The 15,521-nt window shown below is 72.4% G+C and carries 13 protein-coding genes; 4 read left to right on the forward strand and 9 right to left on the reverse strand.

Annotated features, from left to right (window positions below; translation table 11 throughout):
• Positions 1–241: 241 nt before the first annotated feature.
• Complete coding sequence (lipB, locus tag RB628_RS35760; protein WP_318324815.1) at positions 242–1,027, reverse strand: lipoyl(octanoyl) transferase LipB; 786 nt, start codon at positions 1,025–1,027, stop codon at positions 242–244.
• Between the two features lie 285 nt (positions 1,028–1,312).
• Here lipB and RB628_RS35765 point away from each other — a divergent pair, with 285 nt between their 5' ends.
• Complete coding sequence (locus RB628_RS35765; protein ID WP_318324805.1) at positions 1,313–2,755, forward strand: regulator; 1,443 nt, start codon at positions 1,313–1,315, stop codon at positions 2,753–2,755.
• Between the two features lie 151 nt (positions 2,756–2,906).
• Here the strand turns inward: RB628_RS35765 and RB628_RS35770 are convergent, their stop codons facing one another.
• Together RB628_RS35770 and RB628_RS35775 are read right to left on the reverse strand one after the other, a co-directional pair.
• Positions 2,907–4,331 (reverse strand): NAD(P)/FAD-dependent oxidoreductase, encoded by a 1,425-nt coding sequence (locus tag RB628_RS35770; RefSeq protein ID WP_318324806.1) that lies wholly within the window; start codon positions 4,329–4,331, stop codon positions 2,907–2,909.
• A 198-nt stretch (positions 4,332–4,529) separates the two neighbouring features.
• Positions 4,530–5,429 (reverse strand): TIGR01777 family oxidoreductase, encoded by a 900-nt coding sequence (locus RB628_RS35775; RefSeq protein ID WP_318324807.1) that lies wholly within the window; start codon positions 5,427–5,429, stop codon positions 4,530–4,532.
• 62 nt (positions 5,430–5,491) lie between these two features.
• Between RB628_RS35775 and RB628_RS35780 the strand changes: the two genes are divergently transcribed.
• Entirely contained in the window at positions 5,492–6,031 is a 540-nt protein-coding gene (locus tag RB628_RS35780) for a GNAT family N-acetyltransferase (protein WP_318324808.1), read from the forward strand.
• Between the two features lie 12 nt (positions 6,032–6,043).
• Here the strand turns inward: RB628_RS35780 and RB628_RS35785 are convergent, their stop codons facing one another.
• On the reverse strand, positions 6,044–7,228 hold the full coding sequence (locus tag RB628_RS35785) for a MarP family serine protease (RefSeq protein ID WP_318324809.1): 1,185 nt from the start codon (positions 7,226–7,228) through the stop codon (positions 6,044–6,046).
• Positions 7,229–7,441: 213 nt separating this feature from the next.
• Between RB628_RS35785 and RB628_RS35790 the strand changes: the two genes are divergently transcribed.
• Positions 7,442–8,224, forward strand: coding sequence for a peptidoglycan recognition protein (locus tag RB628_RS35790; protein WP_318324810.1), 783 nt, complete (start codon positions 7,442–7,444; stop codon positions 8,222–8,224).
• 97 nt (positions 8,225–8,321) lie between these two features.
• Positions 8,322–8,579, forward strand: coding sequence for a hypothetical protein (locus RB628_RS35795; protein WP_318324811.1), 258 nt, complete (start codon positions 8,322–8,324; stop codon positions 8,577–8,579).
• Positions 8,580–8,600: 21 nt separating this feature from the next.
• Here the strand turns inward: RB628_RS35795 and RB628_RS35800 are convergent, their stop codons facing one another.
• The 5 genes from RB628_RS35800 to sucB form a co-directional block, all read right to left on the reverse strand.
• Positions 8,601–9,125 carry a DUF4240 domain-containing protein gene (locus tag RB628_RS35800; protein ID WP_318324816.1) on the reverse strand — a complete coding sequence of 175 codons (525 nt, stop codon included), beginning with the start codon at positions 9,123–9,125 and terminating at the stop codon, positions 8,601–8,603.
• Positions 9,126–9,283: 158 nt separating this feature from the next.
• Positions 9,284–10,267 (reverse strand): helix-turn-helix transcriptional regulator, encoded by a 984-nt coding sequence (locus RB628_RS35805; protein WP_318324812.1) that lies wholly within the window; start codon positions 10,265–10,267, stop codon positions 9,284–9,286.
• 187 nt (positions 10,268–10,454) lie between these two features.
• A complete protein-coding gene (aceE, locus tag RB628_RS35810) occupies positions 10,455–13,178 on the reverse strand; it encodes a pyruvate dehydrogenase (acetyl-transferring), homodimeric type (RefSeq protein WP_318324813.1) in 2,724 nt (907 codons plus the stop codon).
• 306 nt (positions 13,179–13,484) lie between these two features.
• Positions 13,485–14,108: a GntR family transcriptional regulator gene (locus tag RB628_RS35815; protein ID WP_053742795.1), complete on the reverse strand. Its 624-nt coding sequence runs from the start codon at positions 14,106–14,108 to the stop codon at positions 13,485–13,487.
• Between the two features lie 288 nt (positions 14,109–14,396).
• A partial coding sequence (gene sucB / locus RB628_RS35820) for a 2-oxoglutarate dehydrogenase, E2 component, dihydrolipoamide succinyltransferase (RefSeq protein WP_318324814.1) occupies positions 14,397–15,521 on the reverse strand: 1,125 nt, incomplete at its 5' end.

Raw genomic sequence — 15,521 nt, forward strand, 5'->3', positions numbered from 1 at the left:
CCCCAGACCCCCTACGGCCCTGAACGGGCCTTGTCCTCAAACGCCGGACGGGCTGAGCCGCGGGCCGGCGCCGAAGATGCCTGGGCGGCGCTGGAGATGCCCTGAGCGGTTCTGGAGATGTCAGCGCCGCCCGGGAAAATCCAGCCCGTTGGGGGTCCCCTCTGGGGAGTTGGGGGAGGGGCGGAGAGCCCGAGGACGGGACGTGACGGGACGGACAGGGGCGGCGGCGGAAAGAGCCCCGTTACGCCGACGCCCCCTCCACCACCCGCGCCCGCAGTTCCGCGTTCTCCAGCACATCCCGCAAGTGCCGCTCCGCCACCGGCAGCACCTCCTCCACCGTCACATCCCGCCCCAGCTCGTTCGAGAGCGACGTAACCCCCGCGTCGCGGATCCCGCACGGAATGATCCGGTCGAACCACACGTTGTCCGGGTTCACGTTCAGCGAGAAGCCGTGCATCGTGACCCCCTTCGCCACCCGGATCCCGATCGCCGCGAGCTTGCGGTCCTCCCGGCGCTGCCCGGCGTTGGACGGCGCGTACTCGGGCCCGTTGAGCCGCGGATCGAACTCCTCGTCCTGCAGCCGGGGATCCAGGTCCAGCGACAGGCCACCGAGCGCGGCGGTCCGCTGCTCGACCGGGTCACCCAGCACCCACACCCCGCTGCGCCCCTCCACCCGGGAGGTCTCCACCCCGAAGTCGGCGCAGGTCCGGATCAGGGCCTCCTCCAGCCGCCGTACATGCGCCACGACGTCCACCGGACGCGGCAGCTTCTGGATGGGGTAACCCACCAGCTGGCCAGGGCCGTGCCAGGTGATCTTGCCGCCGCGGTCCACATCGATGACCGGAGTGCCGTCGAGAGGGCGCTCGCTCGGGTCGGTGCGCCGGCCGGCCGTGTAGACCGGGGGGTGTTCGAGGAGCAGGCAGGTGTCGGGGATCTCGTCCGCGAAACGGGCCGCGTGCACCCGGCGCTGCTCGTCCCAGGCCACCTGGTAGTCGACGTACTCGACGCCGTCGGCACCGAATCCCATCCGGACGAACCGCAACTCACCACTCACGGGGGCGCCTCCCTGGCTGTTTCAGCGGCTGGCTCGGCAGCTGCGCGTCAGGCACATGACGCGCCCAAGCCACTGTACGTCCGGCCGATGCCCGTCAGTCCGGCGCCCAATCCTCACACGATCGGATGAATGTGCGGCGAAATGTGCGATCGGCCGCTTACGCTCCGCTACATTCGCGCCGTTCACGAGGCCAAATAGGGCTGCTCACCAGCAATCCGGGCACCCCAGAGGGCCCGAAGGCAGGAGACCGCACCGCAGATGACGGAACGACCCGCGCAGCGCACTCCCAACCGACAGCTCGCCGCGCTCATCGCAGAAGCGGGATTCTCCAACGCAGGTCTGGCCCGCCGGGTGGATCAGCTCGGCCTCGAACACGGACTTGATCTCAGATACGACAAGACATCGGTGACCCGCTGGCTGCGCGGACAGCAGCCCCGCGGCACCACCCCCGCCCTCATCGCCGAGGTGTTCACCCGGCGCCTCGGGCGTCGCCTCACCGCCCAGGACCTCGGGCTCGACGCCTGCGCGCCCGTCTACGCGGGGCTGGAGTTCGCGGCCACCCCCGAGGAGGCCGTCGACATCGTCGGCGGGCTGTGGCGCAAGGACTCCGGCAGCCACGCCGAGCTGCGCAAGATCGCCTTCACTCCGGCGGGGCTCGTCGTACCCAGCCGGGACTGGCTTATCGGGCGTCCCGACGAGCGGGTCGGGCGCGGTGACCAGCCCGCCGCCGTCCGGGTGCCCGTGCAGGGGCGGCCTGCCGTGCCCCGGCAGCGCGGGCAGGCCGAGCGCGGCCCCGGGCAGAAGGTCACCGGAGGTGACATCGCGGCGCTCCGCTCGGTCGGCGAGCTGTTCCGCACCCTCGACGACGCCTACGGGGGCGGCCACGCCCGGCAGGCCCTCGTCCGCTACCTGGAACACGAGGCCGAGCCCATGCTGCGCGGCACGTACGGCGAGCAGACGGGCCGCCGCCTGTTCGCGGCGGCGTCCGACCTCACCCGGCTCGCGGGCTGGACGTCGTACGACATCGCCGCGCACGGCCTCGCCCAGCGCTACTTCGTGCAGGCGCTGCGGCTCGCGCAGGCGGCGGCGGACCGGGCGTACGGCTCGTACGTGCTGGCCACCATGAGCCGGCAGGCCGTCTACCTCGGGCACGGACGGGAGGCCGTGCAGCTCGCGCGGGTGGCCCAGCAGGGCGTCGGCACCGCCGCGCCTCCCGTCGTGCAGTCGCTGCTGCACGCGTGCGAGGCGCGCGCCCACGGGGTGCTGGGCGAGGTCCGGGCCTGCACCGCCTCGCTCGTACGGGCCGAACGCGCCCTCGAAGCGGCCCGGCCCGGCGACGAGGTCCCGCACTGGGCGCGGTTCTTCGACGAGGCGCAGCTCGCCGACGAGTTCGGGCACTGTCACCGCGATCTCCAGCAGTTCCGTGCAGCCGCCCAGCACGCGGAACGCTCGCTCCAGCTGCGCGCCCCCGCCTTCGCCCGCAGCCGCCTCTTCTGCCGCGTCGTGCTCGCCTCGGCCCGGCTGGGCCTCGGCGAACTCGACCAGGCCTGCCAGCTGGGCGCCGAGGCGGCCGGCGCGGCGACGGAGATGCGCTCGGTGCGGGCGCTGGAGTACGTACGGGACTTCGAGCGGCGCCTGGAACCGTACAGGGACGCGGCACCGGTCAGGGGGTACCGCGACAAGGTCGCGGCGCTCGGCTAGCCCACGCGGCGGCGGCCTCCTCGCTCGCGTCCGCCGTCGCTGTCGTGGCTGTGGATCGGGTCCGTTGGGATCGCCAGCGTGGTGCGGTGGCCGGGGTGTGGGGTGTTCTGGACGGTTCTGGCTCGCGGTTGGTCGGGCGGTGTGGGCCCGTTCACGCGGCGGCGGCCTCCTCGCTCGCTTCCGCCGTCGCTGTCGTGGCCGTCGTCCGCACTGGCTCCGCCATGTGCATCGGGCCCGCGCCCAGGTCCGTCAGGATCGCGGTCGCGGCCCGGTGGCCGGAGTGCAGGGCGCCCTGGACGGTGCTCGTGTCACGGTGGTCCCCGCACACGTACAGGCCCGCCAGCAGCCGTACCGGGCGGCGCAGGTCGTGCGGTGGGCGCATCGCAGGCACCGCCTCCGCGGTGTGGTGCACGGCCAGCGTCTCCCAGCGCGCGGTGGACAGCCCGTACAGGCGGGACAGATGCGTGCGTACGGCCGCGTCCACGTCCCGCGGAGGGGTGCCCAGCACCGTCGACGAGATCAGCGGGCGGTCGGCGGGGGAGCGGGACGGGTCCACGCGGCTGACCACCGCCGTGTGCGCGACCGGGCCCCGGCGATCCGCGTCCAGGAGCAGGAACGCGCCGGTCGCGGGCGCCTCGTCGGCCGTGTGGTGGACGACGGTCACCGGATGGAAGCCGGGTACGCGCAGGCCCGGCAGCAGACCGGCGGCGGCGCGGGCGTCGGTCGCCACCAGGACGGCCCGGCAGCGCAGTTCGCCGTGGTCGGCGGTGGTCACGAGGTTCGTGGCGATGGACGTGACCCGGACCCCGGTGTGCACCGTGCCGGGCGGCAGCGCCCGCGCCAGCAGCTCCGGCAGGGACTCCGCGCCGCCCTCCGGAACACACAGCCGGCCACCCGCGAACGCCCGCAGCGCGAGATCCGCGCACCGGCTCGACGTGGTCAGCTCGGGGTCGCAGAGCAGCGCGGCGAGCAGCGGGCGCAGGAAGCCCTCGATCGTACGTGCGGGCAGGCCGCGGTTGGCCAGGGCGCGGGCGGCCGGCAACTCGGGGCGGGCCAGCAGCCGTTCCACGGGGACACCCGCGAGCCGGCCCAGCGCTGCGCCGAGCCGGGCCTGGTCGACCGCCTCGCCCACTGCCCCGGCGAGAGGTGCGCCGGTGCGCGCCCCCACCGAGGCCGTCAGCCGGGGGGACCTGGCCGTCCTGGCCGGCCTGGGGGAGCTTGCCAGGGCGCGCACGGCACCGAGTGCGCCCCGTGCGCCCCCACCGCCCAGCGGGGCGCCCGCGCGGTGCCGGCGTCCGTCGCTGTGCACCAGGACACCCGGTGCGAACGGACGCAGGACGAGTGCGTCGAGGCCAGGGGTCAGCCGCAGCTCGGGATACGACGTGGACAGCAGCTGCCCGATCCGGTCGAGCCGGAAACCGTCGACCTTCTCGGTCGCCATCCGGCCGCCGACGTAAGGGGCGGCTTCCAGGACCGCGGTCGTTACTCCTGCGCTGGTCAGCCGATGGGCCGCCGCGAGTCCGGCGACCCCGGCTCCCACGATGACGACGTCCGCCTGGTACGCGGGCTCAAGCACGTGCCCTCCCTCGATCGCGGTGACGCGGCCGGCCGGGGCGCCTTTGCCCCAACAGGCTGACGGGATAAGCGAGTTCGGATCGAGAGTAGGGCGGCCGGCGGCAGGCGGAAGTCGCGCATGAACAGGGCACGGTCGCACACCGGTCGCATGCGGTCGGACTCGGTCAGCCGGGGGCCGGGTCCGGGGCGCGGAGAGGGATCAGGCGAGCGCCGCCCGGATCGCGTCGTCGATCTCCGGGAACGCGAACGTGAACCCGGACTCCAGCAGCCGCTTCGGCAGCACCCGCGCGCTGCCGAGCACGTCACCGGACATCTCGCCCAGCACCAGCCGCAGCACGGGCGCGGGCACCGTGAAGAGTGTCGGCCGGCGCAGCACCCGCCCCATCGCCACCGTGATCTCCCGGTTGGTGAGCGGCTGCGGTGCCGTCAGGTTGAACGGCCCGGACAGCCCGTCGGTGTCCATGAGATGCCGGATCGCCGCCACCTCGTCGTGCAGGGCGATGAACGACCAGTACTGGGAACCGTCGCCCATCCGCCCGCCCAGGCCCGCCCTGAACAGCGGGAACAGCTTTGCCCAGGCCCCGCCCCCGCGCGCCACCACCAGCCCGGTCCGCGCGAAGACCGTCCGTACGCCGGCCTCCTGGGCGGCGCCCGCGGCACCCTCCCACTCCACGCACACCGACGGCAGGAAACCGTCCCCCGCGGGGGTGTCCTCGTCCACGGCCCGTTCGCCGGTCTCCCCGTAGTAGCCCATCGCGCTGCCGTTCACGAAGACCCGCGGCGGCTCGTCCAGCGAGGCGACGGCCTCGGCGAGCGTCGCCGTGCCCAGGACACGGCTGTCACGGATCGACCGCTTGTACGCGTCCGTCCAGCGCCGGTTCCCGACACCCGCCCCGGCCAGGTTCACCACGGCGTTGCAGCCCACGAGGCCGGCCGCGTCGACCGTCTGCCCCTCGGGGTCCCAGCGGACCTCGTCCTTCGCCCGGGGCGCATGCCGTACCAGACGGCGCACTTCGTGCCCGTCGGCGGTCAGGGACCGCACCAGGGCCGTACCGATGAGACCGGACGCACCGGCCACCGCGATTCGCGAGCGTTCCATGGCCCCATCCTGCGCCACCGGCCCCAAACCCGTTGTCGTACCCCCGCCCTACAGTGATTCCCATGTCGCCGGAACCGCAGCAGCCGCACCAGCCGCACGACGTGTACGAGAGCCACGAGGCGTTCGTGCGCCTCGCCCTGCACGACGACGGCGATGCCCTCGGCAGACTCGACCGCGCCACCTGGTCCACGCTGCACGCCGTCACACCCCGGGCCAGACCGCCCTACACACCGTTCTTCCACGAAAGTTCCGACCCGGGCGACCACCTGGTCGCCGTGGCCGGGGACGGCCGGATCGTGGGCTATGCCAAGCTCGGCCGGCCCACCCCGCTGGCGTCGAACGCGCACGTACGCCAGATCCAGGGGCTCGCCGTCTCCGACGAGGCCCGGGGCCGGGGCGTCGGACGGCTGCTGATCCGGGCCGCTGTGGCCGAGGCCCGGCGACGGGGCGCCCTGCGCCTCTCGCTGCGCGTCCTCGGGCACAACACCCCGGCCCGCAGGCTGTACGAGTCGGAGGGCTTCGTCGTCGAGGGCATACAGCCCAGGGAGTTCCTGCTGGACGGGGAGTTCGTGGACGACGTACTCATGGGCCGGTCGCTGTAGCCACCAGGGTGCCTACGAGGTGACCAGGTCGCCCGTGTCCACCGCCGCCGTCGCCGTCGCCGCGCGTGCTGCGTCGCCGGAGACCTCGTCCACCGTCAGGACGTAGCCCGTCTCCGCGTCGGACGTGGAGCGGGCGAAGACCACGCCGAACACCTTGCCGTCGGTGGTGAGGAGCGGGCCGCCGGAGTTGCCGGGGCGGACGGTCGAGCGGATCGAGTAGATCTCGCGGGTCACCATCTCGCTGTTGTAGATGTTCTGGCCCCTCGCCCGCACCTTGTCGGCGACCGTGGCGGCCTGCAGATTCAGGTCGCCGTCCTCCGGATAACCCGCGACCACCGCCGAGTCGCCCCGCTTCGCGCTGTCATCGAACAGCAGAACGGGTGCGCGCAGCTCGGGCACATACAGCACGGCCACGTCCTTCTCGGGGTCGAAGAGCACCACCCGCGCCTCGTACGCCTTCCCGACGCCACCGACCCGGACGGTCGGGTCGTCGATGCCCGCCACCACGTGGGCGTTGGTCATCACATGCCGGGACGCGTACACGAAACCGCTGCCCTCGCGGCCCTGGGTGCCCGCGACGCCCTCGACCTTGACCGTGCTCAGCTTCGCCGCGTTCGTCGCGCTAGCCGTGACACTGTCCCCGGTGGGCTTGGCGACACTCGTCGCCGGTTCGTTCTCGAAGGGGTTGAAGACCTGCGGGAAGCCCGCCTGGGTGAGCGCGGACGTGGCCCGCGAGAACCAGGTCGGGGTGGTCTCCGGCATCGCGTTCTGCACCGCGCCCAGCAGCGCCGAGTCCCGGATCGCCGTCGTGACCACCGGTGAGGAGGAGGCCCCCAGGACGCTCGCGGCCACCCAGGCCACCAACAGCACGGCGACCGCGTTGGCCGCGGCCCCGCCGACCCCGTCCGCGACCCGGAGCGGCCCGCGGTCCAGCTCGCGGCGCAGCTTCAGCGCGAACCTGCCCATCAGCTCGTGGCCCACCACGGCCGGCACCAGCACCGTGAGCACGGCGGTAACCGTCGCCGCCGGCGTCCCCGCCTCCACCAGCTCCATGATCCACGGCAGCACCCACACCCCGATGACGGCGCCGCCCACGAACCCGGCCAGGGAGACACAACCCGCCACCAGGCCGCGCCGGTAACCGGACGCCGCATAGCCGAGGATCACCAGCAACAGCAGGATGTCGAGCAGGTCCACTCCGACCGCCTTCCCTCTGGACCCCTTGGTCCCCCGTACATGCGGTTTACATGCGGTAGTACGCGCGGAACGGGCGCGGTGATCAGTCGACGGTCGGTCACACGCGCGCATCCAGGGCCTGGACCTGTAAAAACGTCCCGGACCGGGACGTTGGTTCCACCAAGTGGCACACCACACATCGCGGGCGGAACGGAACCGGCCCACAGTGGGCCCATGGGGTCCATGGGTGACTCGCGTGTCCTCCGCGTGCCGGGCGCCGCCCGCGCGGTGCTCGCCTGCCTGCCCGGACTCGCCGCCGCCGCCGGACTGGTCCTGTGCGCGGTCGGCGTCGACCGTACGACCTCGCGCCAGGCACACCCCGTCGCCCGCCCCACGGTCGCCCACCCGGCCGCCAAGCCGCGCATCGTGCCCCGTACCGCCTGGATCGCGGACGCCGAACGCAGTCAGCCGCCGCCGCGCTACGACGACCGGGTCGTCGCCGTCTTCCTCCATCACACCGACTCGCCCAACGGCTACGACTGCGCCGACGCGCCCCGCATCATCCGCTACCTGTACGCGGGCCAGACCGGCTCCCGCGACTGGGACGACATCGGCTACAACTTCGTCGTCGACCGCTGCGGCACCATCTACGAAGGCCGCGCGGGCGGTGTCGAGCGCCCCGTCACCGGCGCTCACACCCAGGGTTTCAACCACCGCACCACCGGTATCGCCGCCCTCGGCACCTTCACCGCGGGCGTGACCGTGCCGCAGGCCATGACCGACGCGATCGCCGCCCTCACCGCGTGGAAACTCGGCCTCTCGGGCACCGACCCGCGCACCCGCGTACCCCTGGTCTCCAGCAACGACCTCAGCCGCTTCGCGTCCGGCACCACCGTCACCCTGCCCGCCCTGGCGGCCCACACCGACGGCTACATGACGAGCTGCCCCGGCGCCGCCCTCACGGCCCGCCTCCCGGCGATCAGACAGACGGCGGCCCGCCTCCAGGGCCGCCGCTGAGCCGAAAGCCGTTCACAGGTACGGCACAGCGCGTTCAAGGCGGCGCCCCAACTCCGCGTCCTACCTTCGTCGTACGCACTGACTGGAGGTGGGGATCATGAGCAGCAGCAGTCGTACGAACCCGGCGGAGCGGGCCGGCGGCAAGAGGTCTTCCGGTGGCTGGGCCGGGGCCGCGCGGAACCCGTGGACCGTGCTCTGCGCGGTGGCGACGGTCGTCCTGGGCCCGGCGGCGGTCACGGCGTCCGCCCTCGACCAGGCCAACGCCGCCCCCATGCACCACGCGGTACGGGCCGACCACACGCAGCAGCAGGCGTACATCCCGTCCGACCTCACCCGCCGCCGCACGGCCGCCTGAGAGGCAGAAGCCGCAGGGCCGTCAGGCGCCCTTGAACCGCTGCCACAGCTTGGGATACCGGTCGGCGAGCGCCCCTTCGTCCTCCAGGGCGAGCGGCGTGCCCTCGGGCTCCGCGGGCGCGGGCGGGATACCCAGGTCCGGGGCGGCGATGCCGGTGAGCTGCTCGTAGGCCTCGTCGGCCGCGTAGCCCAGCTCCTCACCGTCCCCGTCGATCTCGTCGTCGAAGTCGTCCAGGAGGTCGGCGAGCGAGTCAGGGTCGCCGTGCAGCGCACCCTCGAAGACCTCACGGCCCTGGCCGATCAGCCAGCACCGGAAGAAGTCGAAGGCGTCCTCCCCGGCCCCGTCGAGCAGCACCCGGGCGGCGCCCCACAGGTCCCAGCGGTAGGCACGGTTGTAGCGGGACTCGAAGTGCCGGGCGAAGTCGAGGACCGATTCCGGGTCGAGCTGCAGCAGCCGCTCGACCAGCAGGTCGGCCTGGTCCTCGGGGTCACCCTCGGCGGCCTCGCGGGTCGCGTCCACCAGCTCCCAGAACTCCGTCTCGTCCATCACGGGTCCAGCATCGGGCCTGGAGGAGAGGCGCGCACGTGGAGGTGCGCGGAATGTGATGGGGTGTACAGACCCATCGGGTGCACAGACTCACGGGGTTCGCGCCATCACGGGGTTCGCGCCATCACGGGGTTCGCGTGGTCATGGGGTTCGCGCGGTCATGGGGCGTACAGCGCCCCCAGCCGCCGCGCGTCCCGCGCGAACCGCGCCCGCAGGTCGGCCGGCGCCAGCACCTCCGCCTCCGGGCCGAGCGCCGTCAGCTGCGTATGGGCGACCTCCGCCGACTCCACGGCGAGCGTCACGGTGACCCGCCCCTGCTCGTCCGGGTCGCCACCGGACGACAACGCGTCCCGGGCGGACACGGGGTCGACGGTGTACGGCAGTCTGCGCACCCCCTCCGCCGAGAGCCGTACGACGACCTCCGCGCGCAGGATCGACCGCGCGAACTGCTCGGCCCGCTTCTCCCAGAAGGCCGGGAGGTCGAAGGCCTCGTCCCTGGGAAAGCGTTCGCCGGAGACCTGGACGGAGGTGAACCGGTCGACGCGGTACACCCGAAAGGGCTCAGGCCCGGTGTGTTCCGGTACCCGGGCGCACAGGTACCAGACGCCCGCCTTGAGGACGAGCCCGTACGGCTCCAGCGTGCGTTCCACGTAGGTGTCCCCGCGCCGGTAACGGGCCAGGGCGGGCCGGTCGTCCCACACCGCGTCCGCGACGGCGGGCAGCAGCTCGGGTGTCGGGGGCTCGCTGAACCAGGCGGGCGCGTCCAGATGGAACCGCTGGGCGGCTGTCCGGGGGGCGTCGCGGAGAGAGGGGAGCAGAGCGGCGGACACCTTGAGGCGGGCCGCCGAGGCGGTGTCCTCCAGGCCCATCTCACGCAGGGCGCCCGGCACCCCGCTCAGGAACAGGGCCTCGGCCTCGCCGCGGGCCAGTCCGGTGAGCCGGGTCCGGTAGCCGCCGATCAGCCGGTATCCACCGGCCCGCCCCCGGTCGGCGTACACGGGCACGCCCGCCTCGGACAGCGCCTGAGCGTCCCGGGTCACGGTGCGCTCGGACACCTCCAGTTCCCGGGCCAGCTCGGCGCCGGTCATGGAGGGCCGGGACTGGAGCAGCAGCACCATTCTGATGAGGCGGGCAGCACGCATGGGTTCATGATGCCGGGGCAGGACGACAAGGAGTTCCGCCCCGGCGCCCCTGCGTGTGGTGGAAACGCCGCCCGGCACCGAGAAGTCCGAGGCCGCCTGGCAAACGGACCCAGCCGGGCGCCGTCGAGTGGTTCGAGGGCGCCCGGCAGAGGGACTGACAACGGGCGGGCAGGCGGGTGAACGCCCCCTACAACCCGTACCGCCCCCGCGCCTCCTTGACCGCCGTGGCCTTCACTTCCCCGCGCCGCGCCAACTGCGCCAACGCCGCCACGACGATCGACTGGGCGTCCACACCGAAGTGACGCCGCGCCGCCTCCCGGGTGTCCGACAGCCCGAATCCGTCCGCGCCCAGTGACGAGTAGTCCTGCTCGACCCACTGCGCGATCTGGTCCGGCACCTGACGCATGTAGTCGGACACCGCCAGCACCGGCCCCTCGGCCCCCTGCAGCGCCTGCCGCACATACGGCACCCGCTCCTCGCCCCGCAGCAGCGCCGCATCCGCGTCCAGCGCGTCCCGCCGCAGCTCGGTCCAGGACGTCGCCGACCACACGTCCGCCGCCACGCCCCACTCCTCCGCGAGCAGCCGCTGCGCCTCCAGGGCCCAGTGGATCGCCGTACCGGAGCCGAGCAGCTGGATGCGCGGCGCGTTGGCAAGCGCTGAAAGTCCCGCCGACTCCGCCGTGTTGAAGCGGTACAGGCCCTTGACGATGCCCTCGTCGACGCTCGTGCCGCCGCCCGGGCCCGACGGCTTCGCGGGCTGCGGGATCGGCTCGTTGTAGACGGTCAGGTAGTAGAAGACGTTCGGGTCCTCGCCGGGCGCCGTCTCGCCGTACATGCGGCGCAGCCCGTCCTTGACGATCACCGCCACCTCGTACGCGAAGGCCGGGTCGTACGTCAGCGCGGCGGGGTTCGTCGCGGCGATCACCGGAGAGTGGCCGTCCGCGTGCTGCAGGCCCTCGCCGGTCAGCGTCGTACGGCCGGCCGTCGCGCCGATCAGGAAGCCGCGGCCGAGCTGGTCGCCGAGCTGCCACATCTGGTCGGCAGTGCGCTGCCAGCCGAACATCGAGTAGAAGATGTAGAACGGGATCATCGCTTCGCCGTGCGTCGCGTACGACGTCGACGCGGCGATGAAGTCCGCCATGGAACCGGCCTCGGTGATCCCCTCGTTGAGGATCTGGCCGTCCTTGGCCTCCTTGTAGTACATCAGCTGGTCGCGGTCGACCGGCTCGTAGGTCTGGCCCTTGGGGGAGTAGATCCCGAGGGACGGGAACAGTGACTCCATGCCGAAGGTGCGTGCCTCGTCCGGCACGATCGGCACCCAGCGACGGCCCGTCTCCTTGTCGCGGACCAGGTCCTTGACCAGGCGTACGAAGGCCATCGTCGTCGCCACGTTCTGCGAGCCGGAGCCCTTGTCGAACGACGTGAACGTCTTCTCCGCCGGAGCGGGGAGGGGGGCGAGCGCGTGCGTACGGCGGGCCGGAGCCGGGCCGCCGAGGGCCGCGCGCCGCTCCTGGAGGTAGCGGACCTCGGGCGAGTCGGCGCCGGGGTGGCCGTAGGGCACCACACCGTCCACGAACTGCGCGTCGGAGATGGGGAGTTCGAGCAGATCACGCATCTGCCTGAACTCGTCCACCGTCAGTTTCTTCATCTGGTGGTTGGCGTTCTTCGACGCGAAGCCCTCGCCCAGGGTGAAGCCCTTGACCGTCTGGGCCAGGATCACCGTCGGCCCGCCCTTGTGAGCGAGCGCCGCCCGGTAGGCCGCGTACACCTTGCGCGACTCGTGCCCACCGCGCGAGAGGTGGAAGCACTCCAGGATCCTGTCGTCGCTCAGCAGCTTCGCCATCTCGGCGAGCACCGGGTCCTTGCCGAAGAAGTCGGCACGGATGTAGGCCGCGTCGCGCGTCTGGTACGTCTGCACCTGGGCGTCCGGTACCTCGCGCAGGCGGCGCACGAGCGCGCCCGTGGTGTCGAGCCGGAACAGCTCGTCCCACGCCGTACCCCAGAGGGTCTTGACGACGTTCCAGCCCGCGCCGCGGAACTGTGCCTCCAGCTCCTGCACGATCTTGAAGTTCGCGCGGACCGGGCCGTCGAGGCGCTGGAGGTTGCAGTTGATGACGAAGGTGAGGTTGTCCAGGCCCTCACGGGCGGCGAGCGCGAGGGCCGCCGTCGACTCGGGCTCGTCCATCTCGCCGTCGCCGAGGAACGCCCAGACGTGGGACGCGGAGACGTCCTTGATGCTGCGGTTGGTGAGGTACCGGTTGAAGCGGGCCTGGTAGATCGCCGACAGCGGGCCCAGGCCCATCGACACCGTCGGGAACTCCCACAGCCAGGGCAGCCGCCGCGGATGCGGGTATGACGGGAGGCCGTTGCCGCCCGCCTCCTGCCGGAAGTTGTCCAGGTGGGCCTCGGTCAGCCGGCCGTCGAGGAAGGCGCGGGCGTAGATACCGGGGGAGGCGTGGCCCTGGATGTACAGCTGGTCACCGGAACCAGGAGACTCCTGGGACTCCTTGCCCTTGAAGAAGTGGTTGAAGCCGGTCTCGTAGAGCCAGGCGGCCGAGGCGAAGGTGGCGATGTGGCCGCCCACGCCGTGTTTGCTGCCCCGGGTCACCATGGCCGCCGCGTTCCATCGGTTCCAGGCGGCGATCCGGTGCTCCATCGCCTCGTCGCCGTCCACGGAGGGCTCGGCGGCGGTGGGGATGGTGTTGACGTAGTCCGTCTCCAGAAGCTTGGGCAGCGCGATGCCGTTGCCCTCGGCGCGCTCCAGCGTGCGGCGCATCAGATACGCGGCACGGTGCGGCCCGGCCGCCTTGGTGACGGCGTCCAGCGAGGCCTGCCATTCGGCGGTCTCTTCGGGGTCGCGGTCAGGGAGCTGGTCGAGCTCGCTCGGCTGGATGGCCTTGGGGTCGGTCATGTCGCCGCCTTCCTCAGTCGAAGGGGGTTCCCTCGTCGGTAAGGGTTCGGGGGTGCCCTTGGTCTTTGGCAGGACAGGGCTTAGGCCCTTGGCGGTGCCGAGTTCGCGACTCCGCCGTTGAGCCCGTCGGCGACTCTAACTCGCTGATCGATGATCGATCAAAGGGTTGAGAGGCAAAACCTCTTGATCGCGAGAAAGTAGGCACGGGGTGCCTTTCGGACGGGCACCGGGTGCCGCGGGGTTCGGATGTTCTCGCAGGTGAGCGGGTGTGGGCTCGCTTGCGTCGGCACTGGCCGCGCGGCTGTGTCAGGGGCGCGGCGCGCACCCCAGCACATGCGCCTTCACCAGCTCGGCGATCCGTGGATCCCGGCGGCGGAACGCGGCGACCAGCTCCTCGTGCTCCTCCGCGTACGACTGCTGGACCGTCCCCAGCCAGCGGATCGACAGCGCCGTGAACACCTCGATGCCCAGCCCCTCCCAGGTGTGAAGCAGTACGGAGTTCCCGGCCGCCCGCACCATCTCCCGGTGGAACCCCACCGTGTGCCGGACCTGGCCGGTTCCGTCCGACGCGCGGTCGGCCTCGTACAGGGCGGCGACATGCGGTTCGAGGGCCGAGCAGTCGTCCGCCAGCTTCGCCGCCGCCAGCTCCGCCGCGATGGCCTCCAGGCCGGCCCGGACGGGGTAGCTCTCCTCCAGGTCGGCGGCGGTGAGATTCCGTACGCGTACGCCCTTGTTGGGGGCCGACTCGATCAGCCGCAGCGACTCCAGCTCGCGCAGCGCCTCCCGTACGGGGGTCTGGCTGACCTCCAGCTCCGTCGCGATCCGTCGCTCGACGATCCGCTCGCCCGGCTTCCAGCGCCCGCTGACGATCCCCTCCACGATGTGCTCGCGGATCTGCTCGCGCAGCGAGTGGACGACGGGCGCGGTCATGAGGGCTCCTTGAGGGAGGGGCTTCGGCCCCAGGGGCGTTGACCTACAGACAATACGGCCGCGTCCCTGTCCGGAGGCGTTCCAGGGGCGAGTGCGGACGTACGTGAGACGAGCGTTACAGACCGGACCGGGCGCACGCCACAGCGCGGACAAACCGCCATCTTCCGGGACTGTCCGGAACGCCGGGTACGACGTCCCGCGCCGGCTGACGGCACAGCGCTCCACGGGAAACGACGGTGCCCCGTCCGGAGGACTCCGGACGGGGCACCGCGCGTACTGCCCAGGGGCTCAGAGGCCGAGCTCGACCTCGAACTCGCCCGCCTCCAGGATCGCCTTGACGGCCGTCAGGTAACGGGCCGCGTCGGCGCCGTCGACCAGACGGTGGTCGTAGGACAGGGTCAGGTACGTCATGTCGCGTACGGCGATGACCGTGCCCTCCTCCGTCTCGATGACCGCCGGGCGCTTGACCGTCGCACCGATGCCCAGGATCGCGACCTGGTTCGGCGGCACGATGATCGTGTCGAAGAGCGCGCCGCGCGAGCCGGTGTTGGAGATGGTGAAGGTCGCGCCGGACAGCTCGTCCGGGGTGATCTTGTTCGCCCGGACCTTGCCCGCGAGCTCGGCCGTGGCCTTGGCGATACCGGCGATGTTGAGGTCGCCCGCGTGCTTGATGACCGGGGTCATCAGGCCCTTCTCGGAGTCCACCGCGATACCGACGCTCTCGGTGTCGAAGTAGGAGATCGTGCCCTCGTCCACGTTGATCCGGGCGTTGATGACCGGGTGGGCCTTCAGCGCCTGGGCCGCCGCCTTCACGAAGAACGGCATCGGGGAGAGCTTGACGCCCTCGCGGGCCGCGAAGGAGTCCTTCGCCTGCGCGCGGAGCCTCATCAGACGGGTGATGTCCACCTCGACGACCGAGGACAGCTGCGCCTGCTCGTGCAGCGCCTTGACCATGTTGTCGCCGATGACCTTGCGGATGCGGGGCATCTTGATGGTCTGGCCACGCAGCGGGGAGACCTCCAGGACGGGGGTCTTCTTCGCCGACGAGGCGGCCGGGGCAGCGGCGGCGGGCGCCGGAGCGGCCGCGGCGGCCTTCGCGGCCTCGGCGGCGGCGAGGACGTCCTGCTTGCGGATACGGCCGCCGACGCCGGTGCCCTTGACGGTGCCCAGGTCGACGCCGTTCTCGGCGGCGAGCTTGCGCACCAGCGGGGTGACGTAGGCGCCCTCGTCACCGGACGTCGCGGCAGAGCCCGCGGCAGTCGCGGCAGCGGCCGGAGCCGCCGGCGCGGGTGCCGGGGGAGCGACGGGTGCCGCGGCCTGGACCGGAGCCGGCGCGGGGGCCGGAGCGGCCGGAGCCGGAGCGGCCGGCGGCGCGGCGGGCGCGGCCGGGGCAGCCGGCGCGGGTGCCGGGGC

The sequence above is a fragment of the Streptomyces sp. ADMS genome, from assembly GCF_033441795.1.
GTDB lineage: Bacteria > Actinomycetota > Actinomycetes > Streptomycetales > Streptomycetaceae > Streptomyces.

Excerpts from the sequence above, each read along its gene's own strand:
- RB628_RS35790 (WP_318324810.1), top strand. The coding sequence starts at position 7,442 with ATGGGGTCCATGGGTGACTCGCGTGTCCTCCGCGTGCCGGGCGCCGCC.
- RB628_RS35765 (WP_318324805.1), top strand. The coding sequence starts at position 1,313 with ATGACGGAACGACCCGCGCAGCGCACTCCCAACCGACAGCTCGCCGCG.
- RB628_RS35795 (WP_318324811.1), top strand. The coding sequence starts at position 8,322 with ATGAGCAGCAGCAGTCGTACGAACCCGGCGGAGCGGGCCGGCGGCAAG.
- lipB (WP_318324815.1), bottom strand. The coding sequence starts at position 1,027 with ATGGGATTCGGTGCCGACGGCGTCGAGTACGTCGACTACCAGGTGGCC.
- RB628_RS35805 (WP_318324812.1), bottom strand. The coding sequence starts at position 10,267 with ATGCGTGCTGCCCGCCTCATCAGAATGGTGCTGCTGCTCCAGTCCCGG.
- RB628_RS35815 (WP_053742795.1), bottom strand. The coding sequence starts at position 14,108 with ATGACCGCGCCCGTCGTCCACTCGCTGCGCGAGCAGATCCGCGAGCAC.
- RB628_RS35780 (WP_318324808.1), top strand. The coding sequence starts at position 5,492 with ATGTCGCCGGAACCGCAGCAGCCGCACCAGCCGCACGACGTGTACGAG.
- aceE (WP_318324813.1), bottom strand. The coding sequence starts at position 13,178 with ATGACCGACCCCAAGGCCATCCAGCCGAGCGAGCTCGACCAGCTCCCT.
- RB628_RS35800 (WP_318324816.1), bottom strand. The coding sequence starts at position 9,125 with ATGGACGAGACGGAGTTCTGGGAGCTGGTGGACGCGACCCGCGAGGCC.
- RB628_RS35775 (WP_318324807.1), bottom strand. The coding sequence starts at position 5,429 with ATGGAACGCTCGCGAATCGCGGTGGCCGGTGCGTCCGGTCTCATCGGT.